This is a genomic window from Marinifilum sp. JC120 (genome assembly GCA_004923195.1).
In the GTDB taxonomy this organism is placed as follows: Bacteria; Desulfobacterota; Desulfovibrionia; order Desulfovibrionales; family Desulfovibrionaceae; genus Maridesulfovibrio.
The window spans coordinates 1-23,187 of record RDSB01000011.1; the positions used below are offsets into that span (position 1 = coordinate 1).

Genomic DNA, 23,187 nt, shown 5'->3' on the forward strand with positions numbered 1-23,187 from the left:
TGATTCTGGTGGGCGCACGGACCTACACAATTAATTATTCAGTGAAAGATAACGGCGACTATGATCTGGACGATACTCCCGGTGTGATCCTTGATCCTGTGGTTCCCGGAACTGTTTCATCTGGTGGATCAAGCGGATCTTCCGGTGGCGGAACCGGATGTGTAATGAACCCACAGGGTGGAATGTCTATGGAGCTTTGCGGATTGTTTCTAGTTGCTTTGTTGGGGATTTGTATTCGTAGGATAAGTGGCTGATTTGTAGCGGTTTAAAGTAGGACGGATAGATGTCGTGGCCGGATTTTTTCGGTCACGACATTTTTTTTAGCTGACTGAGATTTTTCTCAAGCTGGGCGGTTGATTCAGCCTTCTGCGAACAATTGCTGATGACGAATTCCGCTGTTGCATAGATGTTTTTCCAGCGCGGGCGTTCGGGCAGGGTCTCTATGCTCAGATAGCGGTCAAGGGTCTGGGTTCGGGCGTATCCGTCTTTCTCAAAGTAAATATTCCAGATTCCTGATTTCGAAGCCAGCTCGGCCTTGCTTTTGCCTGTGTATTTCTCCCAGCATTCAAGTGAGTTATTCATTAGCCAGACAGCCAGTTTCCGCTTGTTTGGCTTTTTTTCTTCCGTCTTGTTGGTCAGCACATGGACCAGCTCGCGGTTGACGGCGATGGTTTCTTTCTCCAGCGAGTCGAGTTTTCTGGAAAGGCGTAGCTGGACCCTTTTATGATCCTGTTCTTTTTTCTTGTGATCCTCCAATTCGCCGGTGACTTTTTCATAGCTGGACAATGTTTCGGCAAAGCGGGCCGACATCAAGAGTGAATATGAAAGGATGAATATGAAGGTCCCGTAGGGCGTGAAATCAGCTGATCCGAAGATGTTCATATCAAAAAGAATTTCATCGAATTCCGCACAAAATAAAGCCAGATATCCGGGAGCCAGATAGATAGCCCCTTTTCTTTTATGGCGCAGGTCGTTGATGAAAGATGTGAACAGGTAAATATATGCGGCTCTGCTGAGAATAAAGTAGAGCAGAGATGCTGTGGAGTATGCACCCGGAGGGGTGATGATAGTGTAGATGCAGTACAGACCGCTGATTACGGAACACAGCAAGTTTACTTGCTTACCATACCGTTGCGGAAAAAGAGAATTGTAGAATATCAGCAGCAGGGGAATAGCCAGCCCGGTGGGCAGCAAGCACATTTTTATGTACCAGCTCCAGTCTATGTTGATAAGTTGTGTGGCTAGAAAAGCTGAAGGCGGATTGAAAATCGTGGCAATACACCAGACAAGGCAGAACAGCCCGAAGTAAAGATTCTCCCAGCTTGATCTGCGCATGCTGAAAATTACGAGGTGAAAAATACCCATGATCAGCAATGCGCCGCCGATAATAGCTCCTGAAATACGCCGATAATTAATCAGGTCTTCAATCTGGTCATGGCTGCCGAGAAGTATGCTGGAATTGATTCCACCTTCCTTGTTGTGAAAGTTTGATACTTCAATGGCGATATCCACAGTCCCGTTGTCGGTAATAAAAGACGGGGTGATTAGATGCTTTATGGGTTTTTCAGACTGTATGTCTGACCCGACTGTCCCGGATGATCCGATCTGCTTGCCGTTTACCCTCACACTGCATGCCGAAAGTACCCCGGAAATGTAGAGTGAATCTGCAATGGAGTCGGGCCTGAGTTTTATTTTCAGACGGTACGCTGCTTTTCCTTGGCTGTGGACAGGGTTGCCTTGCTTTGTTTTGCCTTTCCATATTGAAGGAAGCTGAAAAAAATCTTTATGCGTAAGGTCTTGTTTTGTGAGTGTGGAATAGGATGTGTTTGGATAGAATTCCCATTCCCCGTCAAGAGTGGCAGGGCCTTGTTTTTCGAAATTCCATTCACTGAGATCAAGATATCCCTTCACTGCTTTAGTTTCGCTTTCGCCTGTTGTCTGGACGCACGCGCTTACCATGAACAATAGGGCAAGGAGCAGTATATTTATATATGTGTACTTGTGATCTTGCATTCAGGGGGATGATTTATGTTTATACGCGCGTGTATATTGTCTGATTTTTCTGATAAAATAAATGAGAATGAGCAAAGATATAAAAAAACGGCCTTATCCCCAAATTTAATTGAGGGTAAGGCCGTTTGAAGTTTCTCGTGCAGTTGGAACTATTCAGCAGGTGCGTTGAATACGCGGGTGCTAAGTTCCTTGTCGAGGATGAACATGCCGTTGCCTTCACCATTTAGCAGGCGCAGCTTGTTCAGTACTGCATTCACGCTGTCTTCTTCTTCGACCTGTTCGGTTACAAACCATTGCAGGAAGATGTTGGTGGCGTGGTCTCTTTCATCGATTGCGAGGTTTACAAGGTTGTTGATCAGGGAAGTAACATGCTTCTCGTGCTCAAGAACAGCCTCGATACAGGCCAGCGGGGAATCCCATTCTGTTTTGGGAGCCTCAATGGCGGGGAAAACAACACGTCCGCCGCGTTCGTTGATATAATCGTAGAACTTCATGGCGTGGAATTGTTCTTCCTTAGCTTGGACCCGCATCCAGTTGGCAAAGCCGTCCAGTCCGAGGTCGCTAAAGTAAGCGGACATGGAAAGGTAAAGGTATGCGGAGTAAAGCTCGGCATTCAGCTGTTCATTAAGTGCTTTTTCAAGAACCTTGTTAGACATTTTAGATATTCTCCGTAATGGGATTCAGTTTGCTAGTAACCCAGGTCTTCATCGGTGATTTTGGTTGCGAATACTTTATGCATCCAGACCTGGTAGCCGATAACGATGGGGACCATGATCAATGTAACTGTCAACATGATTTTCAGGGTCAGCTGACTTGAAGCAGCATTATGGATGGTGATGGAGTACGCCGGATTAATGCTTGAAGGCAGCAAGGCCGGGAACAGTCCGATTACACCAAACATGGTGGTGGATACAATAAGGACAGCAGAACAGGCCCATGCTTTCCACCACTTGCGTGCTGCGATAAGGGTGCGAACCTTGACGATTGCAAAGATCGGGATCAACAGGATCAGCATTAAGGCCGGGTAGGCCAGATAGTTACTGAGTAACTGAGTGTATACCCCGGTAAGGGCCAGGAATGCAATATAAACTGCTGCCAGAATCGGCCAGATGGTTGCCGCAAGATTCCCGGCACGCTCATTGAGTTCGCCTTCAGTACGCACTGCAAGCCAGAGGCAGCCGTGCTGGGCAAAAAGCAGAACAAAAAGAATACCGCCACCGAGACCGTAGGGGTTGAGCAGGGTGAACAGGTTGCCCTGAAAGACACCGTTTTCATCAATGGGAATACCCATGAAGATATTGGCGAAAGCCACGCCGAGCAGCAGGCCGGGCAGAAAACTGCCTACAACCATGGCTTTATCCCACAGTTTGCGTGCCCATTCGCTTTCAACCAGTCCTCTGAATTCATAGGCTACACCACGAATGATCAGGGCGATCAGCAACAGCATGAGTGCGGTGTAAAGTCCGCTGAACATTACTGCATATGCTTTGGGAAATGCGGCAAAAGTTACACCACCGGCGGTGATGAGCCATACTTCGTTACCGTCCCAGAAAGGACCGATGGATTTATATATAGCTTTTCTGTCTTTTTCGTCTTTAGCCAGAAAGGGCATCATGGACCCCAGACCCAGATCATACCCGTCGAGCATGAAGTAGATGGCCCAGAGTAAGCCCCATAACAAGAACCATATGGTTTCTAACATAATTATCTCCTTGTTTTACAGCTTCTTAAGGCTTGGTGGGTGCAGGGCCTCTGCGGGCAAATCTCGCCAAGAGATATATCTCACACGCTCCTAGCAGGGTGTAGAGAGTGGTCAGGGCGATAAATGAGAACGCAACCTGACTTGTGGCAATGGGGGAAACCGCGTCGCTGGTTTTCATTATGCCGTAAACGATCCATGGCTGGCGTCCAACTTCAGCAACTGCCCAACCGGCCCAGACGGCGATGTATGGCAGAGGAATCGCGTAAAGCATGAGGCGCAGGTAGAGCTTATTCTCAATCAGGTCCTTGCGTTTCATCCAGCCCCAAATGCAGAGCAGTGGGAAGAGGGTTCCCAGTCCGACCATGATACGGAAGGCAAGAAAAGTAATTGTCACAGGAGGACGGTCTTCCTTGGGCCATTCTTTGAGACCCTTAACCGGGGCATCAAAATCGTTGAAAGCAAGGAAGCTGAGTGCGCCGGGGAGTCCGAGGAATTCAATGGAATTTTTCTCATTTTTTTCGTCGGGAAAAGCCAGCAGGTACATGGGGGCACCGTCTTCATGGGTGTCCCAGAGGGCTTCCATGGCAGCCAGCTTTTCGGGCTGCATTTTGGCAACAGTCTGGGCGTGGTGGTGACCCTGTGCAGCAACAAGAATGGAGAAGATGAAAGCTACGATCAAGCCCATCTTGAAAGACTTGCTGAAGAATTCAACTTCATTTTTGCGCAGCAGGTGATAGGCACTGATACCCATAACAAAGAAGCTGGCAACCATGAATGCAGCGAAGCCGTTATGCAGGAACTGGCCCCATGCAAAGGGGTTGGTGATAACTTCGAAGAAGTTGTCCAGTTCAGCTCGGCCGTTTCTGATTACATAGCCGACAGGATTCTGCATCCATCCGTTAGCAAGGATAATCCAGATTGCTGAAATATTTGAGGCAATTGCCACAATCCAGATACAGGCTGCGTGCATTTTGGGGGAAAGCTTTTTCCAGCCGAAAATCCAGGCGGCAAGAAAAGTTGATTCCATAAAAAAGGCCACCGTGGCTTCAATGGCCAGCAGCGAACCGAAAATATCACCCACGTATTCGGAATAGCGGGACCAGTTGGTACCGAACTGGAATTCAAGTGTGATTCCGGTCACGATTCCGAGAACAAAGTTAATGACGAACAGCTTTCCCCAAAATTTGGTCATGCGCAGGTAAATGTCTTTTTTAGTGCGCACATACATGGTTTCCATAATGGCAACCATGACGGAAAGCCCCAGTGTGAGCGGTACGAAAATGAAGTGGAACATTGTTGCCATGGCAAATTGCAGCCTTGACAGCATCAGAACATCCATCATCCCTCTCCTTGTTCAAGTTGTTGATAAATTTATCTGGAAATTTTATCCAGAGCTTCCTGAGCCAGCCTTCCAACCGTTACAGACTGCAATGAAGAGTCCTTATAAATTTCTATAACAGTATCATTATCCACCAAAGCTTCAAGCTTTTTGACGGACTGTGTCACATTCAGTGGTCCCAGAGCCCAACAGGCCGTTCCCTGTATCACCGGATCGGGGTAGGAAAGAAAACGGACCAGATCATCCGTAGCCTGTGCCGCAATCTGCGGTCGCTCCTGAGCCATGCGGGCAACTCCCCAGACTGCGCCCCGGAGCAGGGTGGGGAACTCTAGGTAGTTTTCCGGGCCTTTTTCATCTTCATGGCTGTAGCTGAGCAGGATTTTTCCATACTCTTTGGCCATAAGGTCGTTGACGGCAGCTATTTCTCCCATGGCTTCAGAAACTCCCCAGGCACATCCGCCGGATTCTTCATTGAGCATCCACATGATTCTGCGCATGACAACGCGTGCTTTGGATGCATCTTCCTCCACCATGCGGGAGATTACTTTGCCGAAACAGGTTACGCCGTGCCAGCGGACCATTACCGTGGTCGCACAAAGGGATGCGAAAAGCGGGGCCACAAGGGTTTGCATGGAATATTTTTCCATCAATCCTTCAAACTTGCTTTCCCAATTCTCATCCGCCAGTACATCCATGACTTTTTTCTTGATTCTGCGTCCGACAGCCATAATGCGAACCTCCTCTTAGAAAGTAACGCTAAAAAAAACTATTATCGATAATAGTGTAACAGCTTCCTATTTTTGCATTTAAACTATTAGTTAACACAAAAACAAAGGCTTTGTGAATTAGTTTTTGAAAATCCCGGGCGGAGTAACTCCGCCCGGGCCAGAATAATTATTTACCTGTTTTTTCCTTGATAGCAGCGGCAATGGCAACGCCGAGCTGGAAGCATTCTTTGAGCATGTCGTGGTTAGGGCGGTTTTTGGCTTTGAGGCCGGGCTCAATGATCTCACAGCCCATTTTTTCAAGCCATTCGTTGAGAATCTTAACGCATTCACCGGACCAGCCGAAAGAACCGACGCAAGCACCGATTTTGTCCTGAGGACGCAGACCTTTAACATAGGTCAGGGCGTCGGCCATACCGGGCAGGATGCCGTTGTTATGAGTGGGGGAACCAATAACAATTGCGGCGGAATCGAAAACTTCGCTCATGATGTCGCTGTGGTGGTTGGCCTTTACAGACATAACCTTAACGGAAATACCTTCAGAAACAAGACCGGACGCAACAGCATTGATCATGCGCTCGGTGGAGTGCCACATGGAATCATAGAACAAAGTCGCTTTGTTTTTAGGAGTCTGCTTTGCGTAATCCATGTACTTTTCAAGGGCGAATGCGCAATCATCGCCACGGTACATAAGGCCATGGTCCGGGCAGATCATGTCTATATCAAGGTTCAGACCCGCGAAAGTCTCAAGGGTTTTGATAACTTTAGGGGAGTAGGGGGTGATGATGTTGGCATAGTACTGCTGCATATGGTCTTCGACCATTTCTTTGCTAACTTCATCAACCCAGCGTTCACTGGCGGCGATGTTTTGGCCGAATGCGTCACTGGTAAAAAGAAGTTTTTCTTCGGGAACAAAGGTAAACATGTTGTCAGGCCAGTGCAGCATACGGGTTTCGTAAAAACGCAGGGTGCGTTTACCGATGGAAACCTCTTCGCCGGGCTTGACCACGTGCACGGGCCAATCTTCGCAGTCAAAGAAAGTTTTGAGAGCTTTGCCGCCCATGACGGAAACAAATATCTTTTCAGGCTTGCAGAGCTCTACCATTTTGGCGAGGCAGCCTGCGTGATCCGGTTCGAGGTGGTTGACCACAAGGTAATCAATTTCTTCAGGCTTAGTCAGGTGTGAAAGAGAGCAGATAAACTGGCTTTCGAATTCTTTGGAAACAGTGTCTACCAGAACTTTCTTTTCATCTTCGATGTAAAAAGCATTGTAGGTGGTGCCGTTTGCGGAGCGGGCATAGCCGTGAAAGTTACGGCAATTCCAGTCCACTACGCCGATCCAATGTACGCCTTCTTTAATTTCAACAGGTCTCACTTGAATATTCCTAATATATTTTTGGTTATGTTTGATGCGTAGAAAGCCGGGAGTTCTCCCGGCTTCAGACAGTTGATAAAGCACCATCTGCTTCGTTGCTGTGAAAAACACTGAAACTCACGTATGTCTCGATACGCATCGTTCCAGTGTTTTTCTTGCGCCTTGCATCTGACGCTTTCTCAGCTGTCTGCCGAGATAGCGCCAGTGATTAAGGCGTTATCTTGATATGTCTAATCTTCAGGCTCGAAATCGTCCTTACCTGCACCGCAGACCGGGCATTCCCAATCTTCGGGGATATCTTCAAATTTGGTACCGGGAGCGATGCCGCCATCCGGGTCACCTTCAGCAGGATCATAAACCCAGCCACAAATAGTACATACGTATTTCATTTCTTTTCTCCGTGGTCGATTTGTTAGCCAAGGGGCTTGAAAGCTTTTTTACTTGCGCCGCACACCGGGCATTTCCAATCGTCAGGCAGATCTGCAAAAGCAGTTCCCTTGGGGGTTTTGCTTTTGCGGTCACCCTTGTCTGGATTGTAGATATATCCACAGTTGCTCATCTGGCACTGATACATGTCTTTGGGTTCAGCCATATTGCCCCTACCTTTTTATGCTTTCCAGAGGCCGTGCAGGTTACAGTATGCGCGGGCAGTAACCGGACCGTCGTCAAATTTGCATCCGCAGAAATCCGCTTCAGGAGCTTCATCAGGATTAAGCTGCTTGAAGTAACGGTTGTTTCCGGAAACCAGTTCAATCCATTCGATCCAATGCTTTTCCACCATGGGATGAGCAACTTCGCCGACCTTGACTTTGTAGCCACCTTCGATTTTTTCAATAACCGGGACGTGTTTTTCTTTGGCAGCATCAACAGTATTTTCTGCCATGAGGACCATGTCTGTTCCGCAGCAAGCCAGGTTGCCGGGACCTGCATGGAGAACCATAGTGATGTTACCGCAAGCTTCGCATTTATAAACTTCGTACAGTTCAGCCATTTTAATACTCCACAAGGTTAAGGTTATCGACTACCAGTTCTCACAGACGACCTGAAAATGTGCCTGAGGATGGTCACATGCTGGGCATTTGTTCAGTGCAGAATCACCCTCGTGGGTGTATCCACAGTTCTGACACTGCCAGATGGTAGCGGTGTCTTTTTTGAAAACTTTGCCGTCTTCGATGTTTTTTGCAAGGGCAAGGTATCTTTTCTCATGAAATTCTTCGGCCACAGCGATTGCGCGGAAAACAGCGGCAATGGCGGGGAATCCTTCTTCGTCAGCAACTTTGGCGAATTCGGGATACATTTCTTCCCATTCATGTCTTTCGCCGCCGGCGGATTCTTTGAGGTTATCAACGGTGGAACCGATCACACCGGCAGGGAAGGATGCGGTAACTTCCACTTCGCCGCCTTCAAGCAGTTTGAACAATCTTTTGGCGTGTTCTTTTTCCTGATTAGCGGTTTCTTCGAAGACTTTGGAAATTTGTACAAAACCTTCTTTTTTAGCCTTTGAGGCAAAGTAGGTGTAGCGGTTGCGTGCCTGTGACTCGCCTGCAAATGCGGTCAGGATATTCGTTTCAGTTTTGGAACCTTTGAGCTTGGACATGAGTATCTCCTTATTCTGCTACTTTTTGAAATAGAATTTAAACGGATCGGCACTGTAGTATTTAACAGTTAATAACGCCGCTGTCAGGGTGTTTTGGCAAAAAAATAACATCTCCATATTTAACTACGGGTATTAAATGAAGATGTTATTTAAAAAAAATTAATGTACTTTGGTTTGGCACTCCGGACATAATCCGAAGTATTCAATAGAGCACCCTTTTACATCGTATCCTCGTGCATCAACATTATTGATTGTCGGGACTGCTACTTCAGCCATTACGTCATCTACCTTGCCGCATTGCAAGCACCGGATATGGGGGTGTGGTTCGGCATGGCCGTCAAACCTGTTTTTTCCACCAGTTTCAAGCTTCAGGATGATTCCATTTTCCGCAAGCAATTCAAGGTTGCGGTAAACAGTACCAAGGCTGATATTCGGGAGCCTTTTCCTTACTCTTTCATATAGTTCATCTGCCGTGGGATGACAGGTTAGCCCTTTGAGTTCCTCAAGTATGAGTTCTCTCTGTTTTGATCTTCTTTGTCCTATTTTCATGTGCACCTCTCGCCTATAAACTAGTAATAGTTCTCGTTTGTGTCAAGTCTCTTTTTATATCGAAAAGTGCTGTTGAGTACAGGCGTATCATACTAGATAAGTATGCTAAAGAGAATATTCTGGAAAATATCAGATGCTTGCAGTTGAGTGCGTTTCGAGCTATCTTTTGCATAGTCGAATTATAAGCAATTCCCGGAGTCATTGTGCCCAGTCTTAAGACATTAATTCTCCATCCGGACGCTGAGGTCCGTTCCACCATCCGCGAAGCTCTTGGCGGGGTTAAGCTGGTGCGTGTGTTAGGTGAAACTGTCAGTGCAGGTGAAGCATTGGAGTTACACAAGGCTGTGGGCTATGGAATTATTTTTCTGGGTTTTGATTTTGGAGAGGGCATGAGCGGTGCTGAATTGGCGCAAACTCTGGGGGCCAGCAAGCATAAACCCGGCCTGATCTTTATTGCCGGGGATGAAACCAAGGCTTACGAGGCTTTTGAACTGGGGGCGGTTGACTATCTGATCTGGCCGCCGGAAGAAGAGCGTATGCAGAAGACGCTGGAGCGCATTGCCCGATTTAAAAGTCATTTTCGCGAAGTTCCCGAACCTTCGGACTGGAAGGAATCAGGAACAGGTGTGGAGACCGGGGAAGAGACTTTGCAGCTTTCCCTTGGTGAGGACGAGCAGGACAAATTTCTTTCCGCCCTCAAAAATGCATGGGATTTTTCCCAGACCCGTCAGCCGGAGATAGAAAAGCTCCCGGTTAATCAGGACGGGCGCATGATGCTTATCCCCTATACTCAGATTATCTTCGTGGAAGCCTACGAGGATTATTCCTACGTCCATACCGCGAATCAGAAATTTCTCACCTCCCACAGACTGAAAAATTTGGAAGAGCGACTAGGCCCGCACCGCTTTTTCAGGGTTCACCGCAAGTATCTGGTTAATCTGGAAATGGTCACCGAAATTGCTTCCCTGCCGGGCAGTAACTTCATGCTCCGTACCGCCGGGCGTACAAGAATCGAACTGCCCATCAGCCGCAGGCGAATCAGTAAACTCAAGCAGATTCTGGGGATGTAACCATGACCATGCCGTTTACCGATATACCTGCACCGTTTGTCGAATATGGGCTGCTTTGTCCGCTCTGGGGGCGTATATATAAAATCGGACAACCCGTTCTTGGGGTTAAGCAAGTTTTAAATTTTGAGGTGTCTTTGGCTGGATTAACGAACGGAGGGCGTAGTGGATCATAAAGAAACACTGGACAGCCTGTTGCATGAAGAAAGGGTCTTCCGGCCCTTGCCCCAGATGCTTATCGAGGCCGGGGTCAATCCGCAGGATCTGCGCGCTGCGCGGGAACTGGCGGACGTGGATCTCTGTTCCTATTGGGAGGAAGCTGCCGAAGAGCTGGACTGGTTCACCAAGTGGGAGCAGGTCTGCGATATTTCTGATGCCCCCAATTACCGCTGGTTCAGCGGAGCGCGCTGTAACATAGTCTACAACGCCCTTGACCGACACATCGAGACCGTCAATAAAAACCGTCTGGCCCTTATCTGGGAAGGTGAGCCGGGTGACTCCCGCCAGTACACTTATTATGAGCTTTATCGGGCAGTGAACCGATTTGCCAATGCCCTTAAGAGACTTGGAGTAGGCAAGGGCGACAGAGTTGTTTTGTATATGCCCCAGCTTCCTGAAACCGTCATTGCCATGCTGGCCTGCGCTCGAATCGGGGCTGTGCATTCCATGGTTTTTTCCGGCTTTTCGGCCAGGTTGTTGCGTGAGCGGGTCCGCGAGGTAAATCCTCGAATTGTGGTTACCGTGGATGGTTTTTACCGCAACGGTCAGGTTATTCGTCTTAAAGAGGAAGTTGATCGTGCGTTGCTGGATGATCCTGCGGAAGCCCTAGAGTCCGTGGTTGTGGTCCATCGGGCTAATGTGGATGTGAACATGGATTCCGCCCGCGACTGCTGGTACGAGGATCTTGTGCGCCACGAGAGACCTCATGCTCCTGCGGAGATCATGGCCGCTGACGATCCACTGTTTATCCTGCATACTTCCGGCACCACCGGGAAGCCTAAAGGGCTGGTTCATTCTCACGGTGGATACATGGTCGGGGTGCACCGCACCTTCAAATGGGTTTTTGACCTTAAGCCCACAGATATTTTCTGGTGTTCCGCTGATCCGGGTTGGATTACCGGGCACAGCTACCTTGTCTATGGCCCGCTGCTGGCCGGGACCACTACGGTTATGTACGAGGGCCATTCCCTCTATCCGCAGGCTGACCGTCTCTGGAATATTATTTCCAAGTACGGGGTCACCATTTTTTATACCTCGCCCACCCAGATCAGGACCCTCATGCGTTTTGGACATCGTTACCCGGAGCAGCACGACCTTTCTTCTTTGCGTATTCTCGGCGCGGTGGGTGAACCTTTTAATACCGAAGCATGGCTCTGGATGTATGAGAATATCGGCAAGGGACAATGTCCGGTACTGGATACATGGTGGCAGACCGAGACCGGAATGATCATGATCAGTCCCATGCCCGTGTCAGTGCTTAAGCCCGGTTCCGTAACCCGGCCCCTGCCCGGCATTGATGCTGATGTGGTGGATGCTGAAGGCAATTCTGTGCCGGATGGCAAAGGTGGGCTGCTGGTCATCAAAAAACCATGGCCTGCCATGTTCAGCGATGTGATCGGAGACCGAGAAGAGGTCATGGCCCACTACTGGAAGCGTATTCCGGGTATGTTTTACGCCGGGGATGTGGCCCGCAAGGATGAGGATGGCTATTTCTGGATTCAGGGCCGCGCTGATGATGTGCTCAACATTTCAGGTCACCGCATCGGAACCGCTGAGGTGGAATGCGCGCTGACCAAGCATCCGCAGGTTGCAGAAGCTGTTGTGGTCGGGGTTGTGGATAAGATCAAAGGACAGGTCGCCAAGGCCTACGTGACCCTTAATCATGGTTTTGTGGAATCCGATGACCTGCACCGGGAATTGAAAGAGCAGGTCCGTCGCGAGCTTGGTCCCATCGTGATCGTGCGTAGTATCGAGTTTAGGGACGAGTTGCCCAAGACCTCCAGCGGGAAGATCAAGCGGACTGAGTTGAGTTGACGATGGCGGCGGGGTTTCGCCGTTTTGGATGGAAAATTTATGAAGAAAGCCATTGCGGTTTGGTCGCAGTGGCTTTTTGTTGTTTTGGCATTCCAACAAATCATATTGACAAACCAACAATTTCAAAAGAATGAAATTATCTAGCAAATCTTGTTTAGAACAGATCAGAGAAGGGGAAAATAATGACCACTTATATAAATCTATTTTTGGCAATTGTATTTGAAGTCGTGGCGACAAGTTCTTTGAAAGCTTCTGAGGGTTTTACCAAGCTGGTTCCGAGCCTGATCGTAATTGTCGGATATGCTGCTACATTTTACTTTCTTTCACTTGTACTCAAGACCATGCCTGTTGGTACGGCTTACGCCATCTGGTGTGGATTGGGCATTGTTCTGGTCACGATTGTGAGCGTTTTTCTATATGGTCAGATCCCTGATTTACCGGCCATTCTGGGAATCTTTCTTATTTTGGCCGGGGTCTGCGTAATCAATTATTTTTCCAAAACCATTGTACATTAGATCCTATCACCCCTGATAAAAAAACCGCCCCGTGAACGAAAGTTTACGGGGCGGTTTGCATTTTATAGCTTTGCTGCTTTATCTGGCGATCATAGCCCGCAGCATATCAGCGCAGGTTTCAGCCTGATGTGCCATTTCGTTGAGGCAGTCTACGAAATGGGTGAGCTGGTATATATCTTTGAAATCCATGTCGGAATTGTAGATACGTTTGGAAAGTTCCTTGCGCAGTTCCATGGAACGTGCGTAGTGCTTGCGCACTTTGCGGAATTTGTTCTTGGTGCCTTCGCGGTCAATGGATTTTCCATCATTGAGGGCGATGGTAGCCTTCAGGGCGGGGCCGAGGCTGGTAGTGGTGTCGTTTACTTCAGAGAGCAGCAGGATCAGGTCTTTCTGGTACTCTGTGGGGATGGCTACCTTGCGGATAGCGAGCCAGTGCAGGGCTTCCTGTGCGTAGTCCAGTACATTGTCCTGACTGCGGGTGTAGTTGAAGAACAAAACCTTATCCACGGACATGAACATGGAGTGCGGCAGGTGGTTGCGGATGGAACGCTTGATTTTGTCAGCCTGTCCTTCAACGGTATCGATCTGTTCGATAAGTTCTGTGAATTCGCGGCAGGTATCGTTTCCGGCAACATAGCACTCAACAGAATCGTTGATGATGTGGATACACTCAGCGATTTTGTCGTAGTGTTTGACCAGCCCTTCCATGGGGTCTTTGTTTACAATAAGGCCTAAGAAAGGAAGACGAAAGTGCATAATGTTCTCCTTGTTTTATCTAAATGAAAGCCCATTTAAGCAGGCTGAAAATGATTATACTTGTGAATGCTGCAATGGGAACGGTCAGTACCCAGTAAAGCACGATTCTTCCGAGAATTTTAAAGTTGACAGCTGAAAAACCTCTCGCAAGGCCAACACCTACAACTGCGCCTACTGCTGCGTGGGTTGATGATACAGGTAACCCCATATTGGATGCTGTCAATACTGTTGTAGCAGCTCCGAAGTCAACGGCAAAGCCTCTTGTGTTGGTAAGTACGGTAATCTTTTCACCAACTGTTGACATTACCTTGTGTCCGAGAAGGGAAATACCGATGGCAATTCCAAGTCCACCCATGACCAGAAGACTGAGAGGGACATCTGCCTTGGCAAGTAGTACATGTTCCTTGGATATAAGGTAGATTGCTGCAACAGGTCCGATGGCATTTGCTACATCGTTAGCTCCCTGTGAAAGAGCGACATAGCAGGAAGTCCCGACCTGAAGCTTGCGGAATGTGCTTTCTACTGCTTCTGCGCCTTCTTCTGGGTCACCGACCAGCTTGTTAACTGCAAGCCTTCCTGCAAACCATACTGCCCCGGCAATAGCAAAAGCCAAGGCCAATGATCCGAAAAAGGGAAGTTCAAGGCTTTTTCCTACCGGTGTTTTGTATAGAAATGATAGAGAAATCAGTAGAACAGTCAACCCCATCCAGATTGGAGCCCATTTTTTGGCTTGATGGATAAAATCCTTTTTAAAGAGGATTGTTTTTCTTATGTGGGTGAAGATTAGAAAAGCGATGGTTGCGGCAAAGAATGGCGAAATAATCCATGACATTACAATCCCGACCATTTTTAGCCAGTTGACCACATCAGGGCCACCTGCAACAAGTCCGAAACCGAGAATCGCACCAACAATTGAATGTGTTGAGGATACCGGTAGGGCGGTCAGGGTTGAAATAAGGACCCAGACCCCTGCGGCAAGCAGGGCCGAGAACATACCGACCATGATAATCTTGGGGTCGGCTATGGCTGCCGGGTTGATAATCCCCTTGCTGACCGTTGCGGTCACATGGGAGCCGAGGAACACCGCACCGGCGAAGTTTAGTGTCCCTGCTATGAATACTGCCTGCCGGATAGTGATGGCTTTTGCGCCGACAGCCGAGGCCATGGAATTTGCCACGTCGTTTGCGCCAAGGTTGAAAGCCATCATGAACCCTGCAAACAGGGACATGTAAAAAAACAGATCGTAAATATCCATTAGAGATAATCCCCTTATTGTGAATCCTGAGCGGATTCAGAAGCTTGTTCAGCTGTTACCGGGAGTTTCACACAAAATGAAGATCCGGTACCTGTTGCAGCGTCAACCGGGCTTTCCACCCAGATGTCGCCGTTAAAGTTTCGTGCAAGGCTGCGGCACAGGGCCAGTCCGAGTCCTGAACTGCCGTGTCCTACAGCGTTTTCATCCAGTTTGAAAAATCTTTCGAAAATACGTTCTTTATCCGCGACAGCAATCCCCGGTCCTTCATCAACAACTTTGATTATGGCAAAATCATCATTAGTTTCAGCATGGACTACCACTTCGGTGTTTTCCGGTGCATATTTGATGGCGTTCTCAATCAGGTTGTCGAAAATCTGGACCAGTCCTTCATTGGTTCCGGTGACATTTATTTGCGGAATTTCGTCTTTGCTTAAGTCAATGTTATTGTTCTCCGCGAGAGACTTAAGGTTTGCCATGCTCAGTTCTATGCATTTTTGCAGGTCAGTGGGCTTGGTGCGTAGTTTCTTGCCAGAATATTCACTGCGGGCAAGGGCGAACATGCCGGTGATGACCTTGGACATGTGATCGGCATTATCGCGGATAGTTCCAAGGAAATTTTTGAGTATCTTTTCGTCCTGCGGAGGATTGTCGATCAGGGTTTCTGCATATCCCTTGATGCTGGTCAGCGGGGTGCGCAATTGATGCGAGGCATTGGATACAAAGTCGCGGAGAATTTTTTCTATGCGGCGGACTTCACTGATATCGTGGAACACAAGGATAAGTTTGCGACGGCTTTTGTAGTCATCGTAAGAGCAGATGGTCACATTCATGGAACGCCCGTCCGCAAGATCCACTATCAGGGAATCAGAATCCTTTTTACTGCCGTGTTTGATTATTTTATCAACCGCATCCTGAATTTCATGGCGGGTCAGCACTTCAAGAGGCATTCTGCCTACAAATTGTTGCGTGTCCGGAACCAGTCGGGTCATGGATTTATTGACAGATTCAATTTTGCCTTGCGGGTCGAGGACCATAATGCCTTCAGTCATGTTTTCGAACATGGCATCAAGCTGGTTGCGCTGATCTTCAATTATCCGAATGTGTCCTTTGATTTTTTTGGCCATGGTGTTGATGGAATTTGCCATCAACTTGTATTCCCCACCGGGAATGACCCTGATACGCTTGCTGTAGTCTCCTTCTCCGATGGCCTGCGCGGTAGCAGAAACTTCCCTCACGGCAGAGGTGGTGCGCTTGCCGATGAATACCAGCAATATTGCGGAACCTACAGTCAGTAAGCCCAGAAGTATGGAGAAATGGATCATAACCCGGTCCAGCCTTTCCCCGATTACCGAGTAAGGCAGGGCCAGACGGATGAACTCTCCGTTATTGCCCATGGATTTAGCAACGTAGAGCATGCGGGTTTGCAGAGTTTTGCTGTAGCGGATATCTTTTCCGGTTTCGCTGGTTTCGGCAGCAATGACTTCCGGGCGGTTGGAATGGTCGTCAAGTTCGGGCAGCCTGCTTGTTTTAACATCGGAGTCGGCCAGAACCTTACCGCTTTTTATATAGGTAATGCGGATGTCGAGATGGGAACCCAACTCGTTAATTTCATTTTGAAATGCGGGAGTGCCGGGGTTGACCGGGCTGTGGCTGATTTTCCAGCGCACATAATTCAGAAGGCGGGAAGTGTTTTGCCTGCTGGAAGCGGTCAGCTCTTCTGACACCGTTCCATAGTAAAACCAGAAGGTCAGCAGCAGGGCGCAGAGCAGCACGGCCCAACCCCAAAGCAGAATCTTCATGTGTAGTGATGTTTTAGGCAAAAAAATTCCTCCCTGAGGATTTTCCTGAGCAGAAACAGAGTCCCTTGATTGTCACAGGGGAGTATCAAGCATGTTAATATGGTTAGGTCAAGTTTTGTTACAAAAATTTGTTTTTAGTTTAACTTGCTGTTTTCTAATGAAAAACGGCCATAAAAAGTGTTCTGCACAACTAAAAGTGATTGTTACAATACAGTGACAATTGGCTTTTGTCAGCAGGGTGTTTGTGTGATGGACCGAATCATTACCCATGTTTAAACCAGGAAGATAGCATGTTGAATGGTGTTTCGTTTTAGTTTATTAGTCCATAGACAAGTGCACTAACTAGATTATAAACAAGGCTGAATTTAATGTCTGAAAAAGTTGAAAAAGCAATACAGGATCTGGTCATGAACGGCCCGGTGCCATTGGAGGAACTGGCCGAGCGGCTTGGAAAGACCCCAAAGACATTGGTTCGCGAAGTGAATCCGGAAGACAGGAAAGCTAAGCTTGGCGCGGAGACTCTGGTAGAAATTATGCGCATTACCGGCGCAGTTGAGCCTTTGCGGCTTATGGCTGAAGAATTGGATTTTACAATTGAATCAGCTGATTAGCGCGATTGTTCTGCTGTTTTTAGCTGTATAGGCAAGAGCCATATGTTGCTGTTGTATTTAAAATTTATGGATAGTCCTGTGTAGTTGTCGTATCCGGTTTCTATTTTCCTGTCTTCGTTAAGATATATTCCCATCATACCTGCGGAAAAATCATTTCCCGGTCCGGCTGTGCTGTTTGATGCTCCGCTCAGTTCAAGAGCGGCTGCTTTGAGCTGTTGCGAAATATTATTTGCGGCAAATTTCTCTAATGCAAACGTTCTTTCTTCGCCGGAAAGTGAAGAGACCAGTTTGCCCATTTTCACTACTTCCCCGGCTTCCGGGTTACTGTCTAGAGCTTCGTCGTAAAGATCATCCGCTTCTTCAACCATGCCCAGTGCGAGATTCACGCAGGCAAGGTTGTTGAGCAGTCTGCCGTTATTTCCGTCGTTCAAATCAACAGCAAGGGTATACAAAGATTCCGCCCTTTCCAATAATGCTGTGGAATTTGTGTACAGCCCGACAACTGCGAGGGCGTCCGCTTTCAGGATCACAGCCTCTTCCCTGTTTCTGGCATCTGAAAAACTGGATCTCTCTGCCTGCTCCAGAGCTTCGGCTAGTTCCGAGGAAGGGGTTAGAGTCATTTCCCGGATCAGCAGATTCAGTTGCAGGAATCTCGGCTTCACTCCTGCTTTAACGGACATGGGCCGGGATATGAGTTTGCGGGCTTCTGCTCTGTCTGTTGAGTTTGTGGAGAAGTAGAGGCAGGCAGCAAGGATTTCCGGCTGGTTTCCGGTCTCGGAATCAAGTCTCAAAGTCTGGCGGAACATGTTATCAAATGCTTCTTCCGTGCTCATGGCAGGGTAGGCCAGCCATTCTCCGAGAACATCAACTCCAGCCTTGATCAGCTGGGCCTGTGGGCGGTTGAATTCGTCGTATCCTGTAGCGTATTCCAGAGTTTTGGGCAGGAGAAATCTTGTGGCTGAAGCTTCCTCGGAATTGCGTCCGTCAATTCTGATGGTCGGGAGTGCTTCGGCGATGATCCGTTCCAGCTTGAAGCCCAGAGCCAGTTCGTAGAAAAAACGGTCTTTATTTTTCATATGCTCAGCCCTTTCAAGGTAGGGCCTTGCCGAGAGCAGATTGTCTGTCCGCTGGAAAGCAAGACGCCCGAACCCGGTAAAGGGACGTGCATCATTCGGTCTTAAGCCGTGCAGTTTGTGGAAGAGGGGTTCAGCAAGATCGGGCCTATCCAGCAGGATGAGTGCATTTCCTTTCTCCAGTTGCAGGTCAAAAACATCTTGATCAGTTATGGAAGTGGCTGTTTCGCAGAGTTCTGCCCGGCGGGGCAGGGAACTTATTTGGCGGCGCAGCTCACTGTCCAGATCGGGGTTGGCCAGCAACGGTTTGAGCTGGGTAGCGGCAGCTCCGCCTGCTTCAATATCAAGGTTGCTGTATTGGGCCATGGCTGTTGTCAGGAGCATTTCAGGCGATACCGGAAGTGAAGAAATCGCAATGGCTCCGCTAAGCAGAGGAGCTGCACGGGTAATGTCTTCCGCTTTCAGGGCCTGCTCTCCAAGGGAATACAGAATCCATGGAATGACCGGGGAATGAATGCGGTCGTGGAAAATGCGGGAGGAAAGTATTAATTGCGCTTCCTGCGTCGCTCCATATGCCTGAGTTAGAAATTCAATGCGTTCAAGGTTCTTTTCAAGAGCATGCGGCCCTGTTTCATTCAGGTTCATGCCCTGTTGCAGTTTTTCAGATATAGTACGGATTGTTTGGGAATCCAGCACGGAACAAAGTTTCATCAGGATGATGCACATATCACGGCAGGAGGCATCATAAGTAGATATGCTGTTTCTGATGGTTGCGGCAACGGCAACCAGTTCTTCCACATCGTCTACGCTGAAGCTGTTTTCGCCATTACGTAGCCGGGTTAGAATGTTCTCAGCCCGGTAAGCCAGATATCCGCCGCAGGTGGCGTTGCGCAGGCCGGGAAAATTGTCTTCGGTAATGGCCGGAAATTCGGGCAGGGTTGTGTCTTGAGGTCCCAGGATATTATCCAGAACGGCTTTGCCGGGACCGGGCATATTGGCGAGGAGAATAGAATCCCTTTCTTTGACTGAAATTTTTACTTTCCGGCCTTCAGCTCCGGGGGTTAGGTAAATCCGTGCTTTTTCGAATAAACCGCAATTTTCAAGGATTATCCGGGCGGCAATGATTTTTTGCGGAGTTGCTTTTTCTCCGGGTAATATCTGGGCCAATGCCATAACTGCATTTGGAGTCAGCCGGGAGTCTCCGCTGACTTCAATGGAAGCCACGGACTGGTTTGCGATGAGTCGGGCAGCCGATTCGGCAAGCCTTTGTGCTGCCGGCTCGGAATTGCTGCCGCCGATCTGCTTTCCTTTAATGAATACATCCGGTTCAAGATGGAAATTGTCGGTCAGTAAAGCTGAAAAAGAGGTGCCTTTATCATCCCTGACCATTAGTCCGGAGAGGGTGTATCTTGATTCAGGGGACTGGGCTGTGCAGTTTTCACAACTGAGTCCGGCAGTGGTCAATCGTTGTTGAATGAAGGCTTTGAATTCAAGTACGGGCTGACCGGAAGGGGTCAGAAAATCGCCGATTGATACGAGCGTTGGGGATGCGTTTACTATTGCAGGCAGCAGGGAAATGGCGATTGCAAATAAAAGAAGTCTTATGAAAATTGAAAAACGCATCTAAGCCTCTTGGTATATTGAACAGGTTATGCCTCAATCAATACCTCATCACGCCCATTTAATCCAGCCCCGTAGATTTCGACTTGCCGGGAGAACTCTGGTACTAGGTAGCTCTTCACGAAACAAAAATATTATGAATTGGAATTAATAGATGGAATATAGACAGGATTCAGGACTAGATGGGTTTTGCCGCAAAAACTGGGCCTTGCTGCTCGGTTTGCTGCTTTTGTTTTCCGCCGCAGTTTCCTTTTACGGAACATGGTTGAATTACTTTTACGATATTGATGAGCCCAAGTATGCCCGTGCGGTTTATGAAATGATCCATAGTGGTAACCTGCTTGCTCCTATGTTTGACGGCATACCGCGTATGGAAAAGCCTCCGCTGGCCTATTGGGTTATGTCTCCCTTTGCGTGGTTGGCTTCCCTTGACGGTTTCAGCGGTAATGTCCTTACCCTGCTGCGTTTGCCCACAGTAATCTGCTCCGTGCTCATGGTGCTGGGAACCGCACTCACCGGGCGCAAACTCTTCGGTCCTGCCACCGGGCTACTGGCCGGGATGATCCTGCAAAGTTCAGTGCTTTTCAAGTTCATGACCGTGATGATGAAGGTGGACGTGGTTTTTGCTTGCTGTGTTACTTGGGCCACGTATTTTTATCTACAGCGTTATCTTGGAGATAGAAGTCCCCGTGTAGCTATCGGTGGCGTCATACTTACCGCGCTGGGGGTGCTGGCCAAAGGTCCTTTCGCTTTTCTGCCCATGGCCGGGTATGCATTGGCAGTGGGCATCCGCCATAATGTTAATAAAAAACATGAATCCACTGAATCAGCATCTTTTCTTTCAGCATTTAATATCAAGGGGCTGATTGCTGCTAAGTGGAATGATCGCAATATTCTGTTGCTTTGGTTTATTGCCGGATGCGCACCCTTCTTTCTTTGGCTTTATGGTGCATGGCTGACAACTGGATTTGACTATACTCAAGGGCTGCTCGGGCAGTTCTTCCATAACACCGCCTCTACAAGTTCCAAAGTTACTAATAAGTTGAGCCATCTTGATCCTTATTTTGACACCCTTACAGTTATATTCTTTCCGTGGGGAGGGTATGTGTTCGGGGCTGTTTACGGTGTCTACCGTTCGGTGCGCGAGAAGTTCAATGAAAAATATGTGTTCATGGCCTGCGTTTTTCTGGTCTACCTGCTGGTCTTCACTCTGCTTTTCAAGCTCAAATCCAATCGCTATATGCTTCCGATGCTGCCGCTGCTTTCCATTTTTGTCTGCGACTGGCTGGTCAATGCCAAGCGTGACAAGATGTACCGCACCCTCTTTGAGATGGGCTTTGTCTGGATTCTGTCCATGGCGGCCATGCTCGGCTATCGTTCCTTCAAGTCCATGAGTGTCTCGGTCAACCTTGCGGACCGGGTGCCTGTGGGCCAGTACATGGAATTGATGTTTCCTTTTTTTATCGCCCTTGGGGCATTTTTTCTGGTGCTGCTTATAGTGAGCATCAAGCAGTCCCAGCGTCCGGTCCTGCACATTGTGGTCGGCTCGCTGGCAATTACGGCGGTAATGCCTTTTTATTATAATGCGTTGCCTTCATATACTTCTCTAGCTGAAAATCGTCCCCTGCCCATTCTCGGACAGGCTTTAACCGACAGGATTGCGGAATTTTCAGACGGGGATACCCTTGTTCTGCACCGCCCGTTTTTTATTAAAACCTTCCCGGACGTGGTTTACTATCTTAAAAAGCTTGATAAGGATGGAAACTGCCTGTACTCGCTCAGTTCCGGGGCGCGTCCCGGAGATCTGATGCAGGCTCTGGCGACTCCGTCCATTGCTGCGGATCTGTTCAAGAAGGAACACCCGGATGCTGAAAAATATCCGGTTTACCAGTACCTGAAGAATAAAGAATTCAAGAATGCGGTCCTGCTGCTTTCTTCAACTGATTACTATAGATTTAAACCTTTCATCGACTCCCTCCCACCCATGATTAAAAATCTTGTGGTTGTTGAAGAGCGGGAGTTGCTGACCATTAAATGGATTAAGGACAAGGTGTATATTGTCCGCTTTAATCCCGGTAAAATGAAATAATGCCAGATAAAAATAGAAAGATAGACATACTTGATTTGGAATACAGCGAGCTTGAATCCTTTATCTCGCAGGAGCTTAAGGCTCCCCGTTTTCGCACTGACCAGATCTGGCAGTGGCTCTGGCAGAAGGGTGCTGCGGATTTTGATTCCATGACCAATCTTGCCAAGAATCTGCGTGAAGCTCTGAAGAGCAAAGCGGTTATTAACCATCCGCAGGTTGATTTGGTCCAGACCAGCAAGGACGGCACAATTAAGATGCTCTTGCGTCTTAATGACGGTGCTTTAGTTGAGACAGTGCTTATCCCCATGGAAGGGCGTTACACCCAGTGTCTGTCCACTCAGGTGGGCTGTGCCATGGCTTGTACCTTCTGTAGTACCGGCTTGATGGGTTTTGAGCGCAACATGAGTATGTCCGAGATGCTCGGGCAAGTGCTGGCGGGCCGCAAATATCTACGCGAAAACAATCTTGATCCGCTCAAGAACCTTGTTTTCATGGGTATGGGCGAACCATTGCTCAACCTCGATAACCTGATTCGTACGCTGCGCAATCTCAATAATCAGGACGGACTTTCTTTCGTGCCCCGGCGTATAACTGTTTCTTCGGTGGGTTTCGTCAAGCAGCTTGAAGAATTGGGCAAGACCGGGTTGACTCTTCCGGCTATTTCTTTGCATGCACCTACTCAGGAATTGCGCGAAAAGATTATGCCCAAGGCCGCCAAGACTCATATTAACGATCTGCTTGACGCTATGGATAACTTTCCGCTCAAGCCGAGGGAAAAGGTAACTTATGAATATCTGTTGCTGGGCGGGGTGAATGATTCCATTGAGCATGCCAAGCAATTGGTCAAGCTGCTCGGTCATCGCCGCTGCAAAGTTAACCTTATCGCCTATAATCCCGGCGATGATCCGCTTTACGAGGCCCCTTCAAGAGATAAGGTGCTGGCATTTGAAAAATATCTTTGGGATAAGAAGATAACCGCAACTATCCGCAGGTCCATGGGGCAGGATATCAAAGCGGCTTGCGGACAGCTAAAAGCTGACCAGGAAAAGAAATGAAAAAAGCGGGGTA

The 23,187-nt window shown here is 48.4% G+C and carries 22 protein-coding genes; 7 read left to right on the top strand and 15 right to left on the bottom strand.

What is annotated here, in order from left to right; translation table 11 throughout:
- Positions 1 to 254, top strand: a 254-nt coding sequence (locus tag D0S45_11835; protein TIH14826.1) for a hypothetical protein, incomplete at its 5' end; no start/stop codon positions are given.
- Positions 255 to 306: 52 nt separating this feature from the next.
- On the opposite strand, the gene D0S45_11840 is transcribed toward D0S45_11835, so the two are convergent.
- From D0S45_11840 to D0S45_11890, 11 genes are all read right to left on the bottom strand, one after another.
- On the bottom strand, positions 307 to 2,013 hold the full coding sequence (locus D0S45_11840; protein ID TIH14827.1) for a membrane protein: 1,707 nt from the start codon (positions 2,011 to 2,013) through the stop codon (positions 307 to 309).
- A gap of 149 nt (positions 2,014 to 2,162) precedes the next feature.
- Positions 2,163 to 2,669 (bottom strand): ferritin, encoded by a 507-nt coding sequence (locus D0S45_11845; GenBank protein TIH14828.1) that lies wholly within the window; start codon positions 2,667 to 2,669, stop codon positions 2,163 to 2,165.
- A gap of 32 nt (positions 2,670 to 2,701) precedes the next feature.
- Entirely contained in the window at positions 2,702 to 3,715 is a 1,014-nt protein-coding gene (cydB, locus tag D0S45_11850) for a cytochrome d ubiquinol oxidase subunit II (protein TIH14829.1), read from the bottom strand.
- Positions 3,716 to 3,740: 25 nt separating this feature from the next.
- Positions 3,741 to 5,054 carry a cytochrome ubiquinol oxidase subunit I gene (locus D0S45_11855; GenBank protein ID TIH14830.1) on the bottom strand — a complete coding sequence of 438 codons (1,314 nt, stop codon included), beginning with the start codon at positions 5,052 to 5,054 and terminating at the stop codon, positions 3,741 to 3,743.
- A gap of 32 nt (positions 5,055 to 5,086) precedes the next feature.
- The gene (locus D0S45_11860) at positions 5,087 to 5,782 is read right to left on the bottom strand and encodes a HEAT repeat domain-containing protein (GenBank protein TIH14831.1); all 696 of its coding nucleotides are present in this window, start codon (positions 5,780 to 5,782) and stop codon (positions 5,087 to 5,089) included.
- 166 nt (positions 5,783 to 5,948) lie between these two features.
- Complete coding sequence (locus D0S45_11865; protein ID TIH14961.1) at positions 5,949 to 7,154, bottom strand: FprA family A-type flavoprotein; 1,206 nt, start codon at positions 7,152 to 7,154, stop codon at positions 5,949 to 5,951.
- Between the two features lie 230 nt (positions 7,155 to 7,384).
- Positions 7,385 to 7,543, bottom strand: a complete 159-nt coding sequence (locus D0S45_11870) for a rubredoxin (GenBank protein TIH14832.1) — start codon at positions 7,541 to 7,543, stop codon at positions 7,385 to 7,387.
- A 23-nt stretch (positions 7,544 to 7,566) separates the two neighbouring features.
- Entirely contained in the window at positions 7,567 to 7,746 is a 180-nt protein-coding gene (locus tag D0S45_11875; protein ID TIH14833.1) for a rubredoxin, read from the bottom strand.
- A 15-nt stretch (positions 7,747 to 7,761) separates the two neighbouring features.
- Positions 7,762 to 8,145 carry a desulfoferrodoxin gene (locus D0S45_11880; protein ID TIH14834.1) on the bottom strand — a complete coding sequence of 128 codons (384 nt, stop codon included), beginning with the start codon at positions 8,143 to 8,145 and terminating at the stop codon, positions 7,762 to 7,764.
- 30 nt (positions 8,146 to 8,175) lie between these two features.
- Positions 8,176 to 8,751, bottom strand: a complete 576-nt coding sequence (locus D0S45_11885) for a rubrerythrin family protein (protein ID TIH14835.1) — start codon at positions 8,749 to 8,751, stop codon at positions 8,176 to 8,178.
- Between the two features lie 159 nt (positions 8,752 to 8,910).
- Positions 8,911 to 9,300, bottom strand: a complete 390-nt coding sequence (locus tag D0S45_11890; protein TIH14836.1) for a transcriptional repressor — start codon at positions 9,298 to 9,300, stop codon at positions 8,911 to 8,913.
- A 203-nt stretch (positions 9,301 to 9,503) separates the two neighbouring features.
- Here D0S45_11890 and D0S45_11895 point away from each other — a divergent pair, with 203 nt between their 5' ends.
- The 3 genes from D0S45_11895 (at position 9,504) to D0S45_11905 (ending at position 12,916) form a co-directional block, all read left to right on the top strand.
- Positions 9,504 to 10,370, top strand: coding sequence for a DNA-binding response regulator (locus D0S45_11895; GenBank protein TIH14837.1), 867 nt, complete (start codon positions 9,504 to 9,506; stop codon positions 10,368 to 10,370).
- A gap of 162 nt (positions 10,371 to 10,532) precedes the next feature.
- Positions 10,533 to 12,401: an acetate--CoA ligase gene (gene acs, locus D0S45_11900; protein ID TIH14838.1), complete on the top strand. Its 1,869-nt coding sequence runs from the start codon at positions 10,533 to 10,535 to the stop codon at positions 12,399 to 12,401.
- A 182-nt stretch (positions 12,402 to 12,583) separates the two neighbouring features.
- On the top strand, positions 12,584 to 12,916 hold the full coding sequence (locus D0S45_11905; GenBank protein TIH14839.1) for a QacE family quaternary ammonium compound efflux SMR transporter: 333 nt from the start codon (positions 12,584 to 12,586) through the stop codon (positions 12,914 to 12,916).
- Between the two features lie 78 nt (positions 12,917 to 12,994).
- Here the strand turns inward: D0S45_11905 and D0S45_11910 are convergent, their stop codons facing one another.
- The 3 genes from D0S45_11910 to D0S45_11920 are packed head-to-tail and all read right to left on the bottom strand — an operon-like array spanning position 12,995 to position 16,747.
- Positions 12,995 to 13,672: a DUF47 family protein gene (locus tag D0S45_11910; GenBank protein ID TIH14840.1), complete on the bottom strand. Its 678-nt coding sequence runs from the start codon at positions 13,670 to 13,672 to the stop codon at positions 12,995 to 12,997.
- A gap of 19 nt (positions 13,673 to 13,691) precedes the next feature.
- The gene (locus D0S45_11915; protein ID TIH14841.1) at positions 13,692 to 14,927 is read right to left on the bottom strand and encodes an inorganic phosphate transporter; all 1,236 of its coding nucleotides are present in this window, start codon (positions 14,925 to 14,927) and stop codon (positions 13,692 to 13,694) included.
- A gap of 14 nt (positions 14,928 to 14,941) precedes the next feature.
- Positions 14,942 to 16,747, bottom strand: a complete 1,806-nt coding sequence (locus D0S45_11920) for a HAMP domain-containing protein (GenBank protein TIH14842.1) — start codon at positions 16,745 to 16,747, stop codon at positions 14,942 to 14,944.
- Between the two features lie 347 nt (positions 16,748 to 17,094).
- On the opposite strand from D0S45_11920, the gene D0S45_11925 reads away from it, so the two are divergent.
- Positions 17,095 to 17,337, top strand: a complete 243-nt coding sequence (locus D0S45_11925; GenBank protein ID TIH14843.1) for a hypothetical protein — start codon at positions 17,095 to 17,097, stop codon at positions 17,335 to 17,337.
- Here D0S45_11925 and D0S45_11930 read toward each other — a convergent pair.
- On the bottom strand, positions 17,334 to 20,033 hold the full coding sequence (locus tag D0S45_11930; GenBank protein ID TIH14844.1) for a cyclic nucleotide-binding protein: 2,700 nt from the start codon (positions 20,031 to 20,033) through the stop codon (positions 17,334 to 17,336). The two genes, D0S45_11925 and D0S45_11930, sit on opposite strands and share 4 nt — an antisense overlap.
- 151 nt (positions 20,034 to 20,184) lie before the next feature.
- On the opposite strand from D0S45_11930, the gene D0S45_11935 reads away from it, so the two are divergent.
- Both D0S45_11935 and rlmN read left to right on the top strand, forming a co-directional pair.
- Positions 20,185 to 22,119, top strand: coding sequence for a glycosyl transferase (locus tag D0S45_11935; GenBank protein TIH14845.1), 1,935 nt, complete (start codon positions 20,185 to 20,187; stop codon positions 22,117 to 22,119).
- Complete coding sequence (gene rlmN / locus D0S45_11940) at positions 22,119 to 23,174, top strand: 23S rRNA (adenine(2503)-C(2))-methyltransferase RlmN (protein ID TIH14846.1); 1,056 nt, start codon at positions 22,119 to 22,121, stop codon at positions 23,172 to 23,174. Before D0S45_11935 ends, rlmN begins: the two co-directional genes overlap by 1 nt.
- Positions 23,175 to 23,187: the final 13 nt, after the last annotated feature.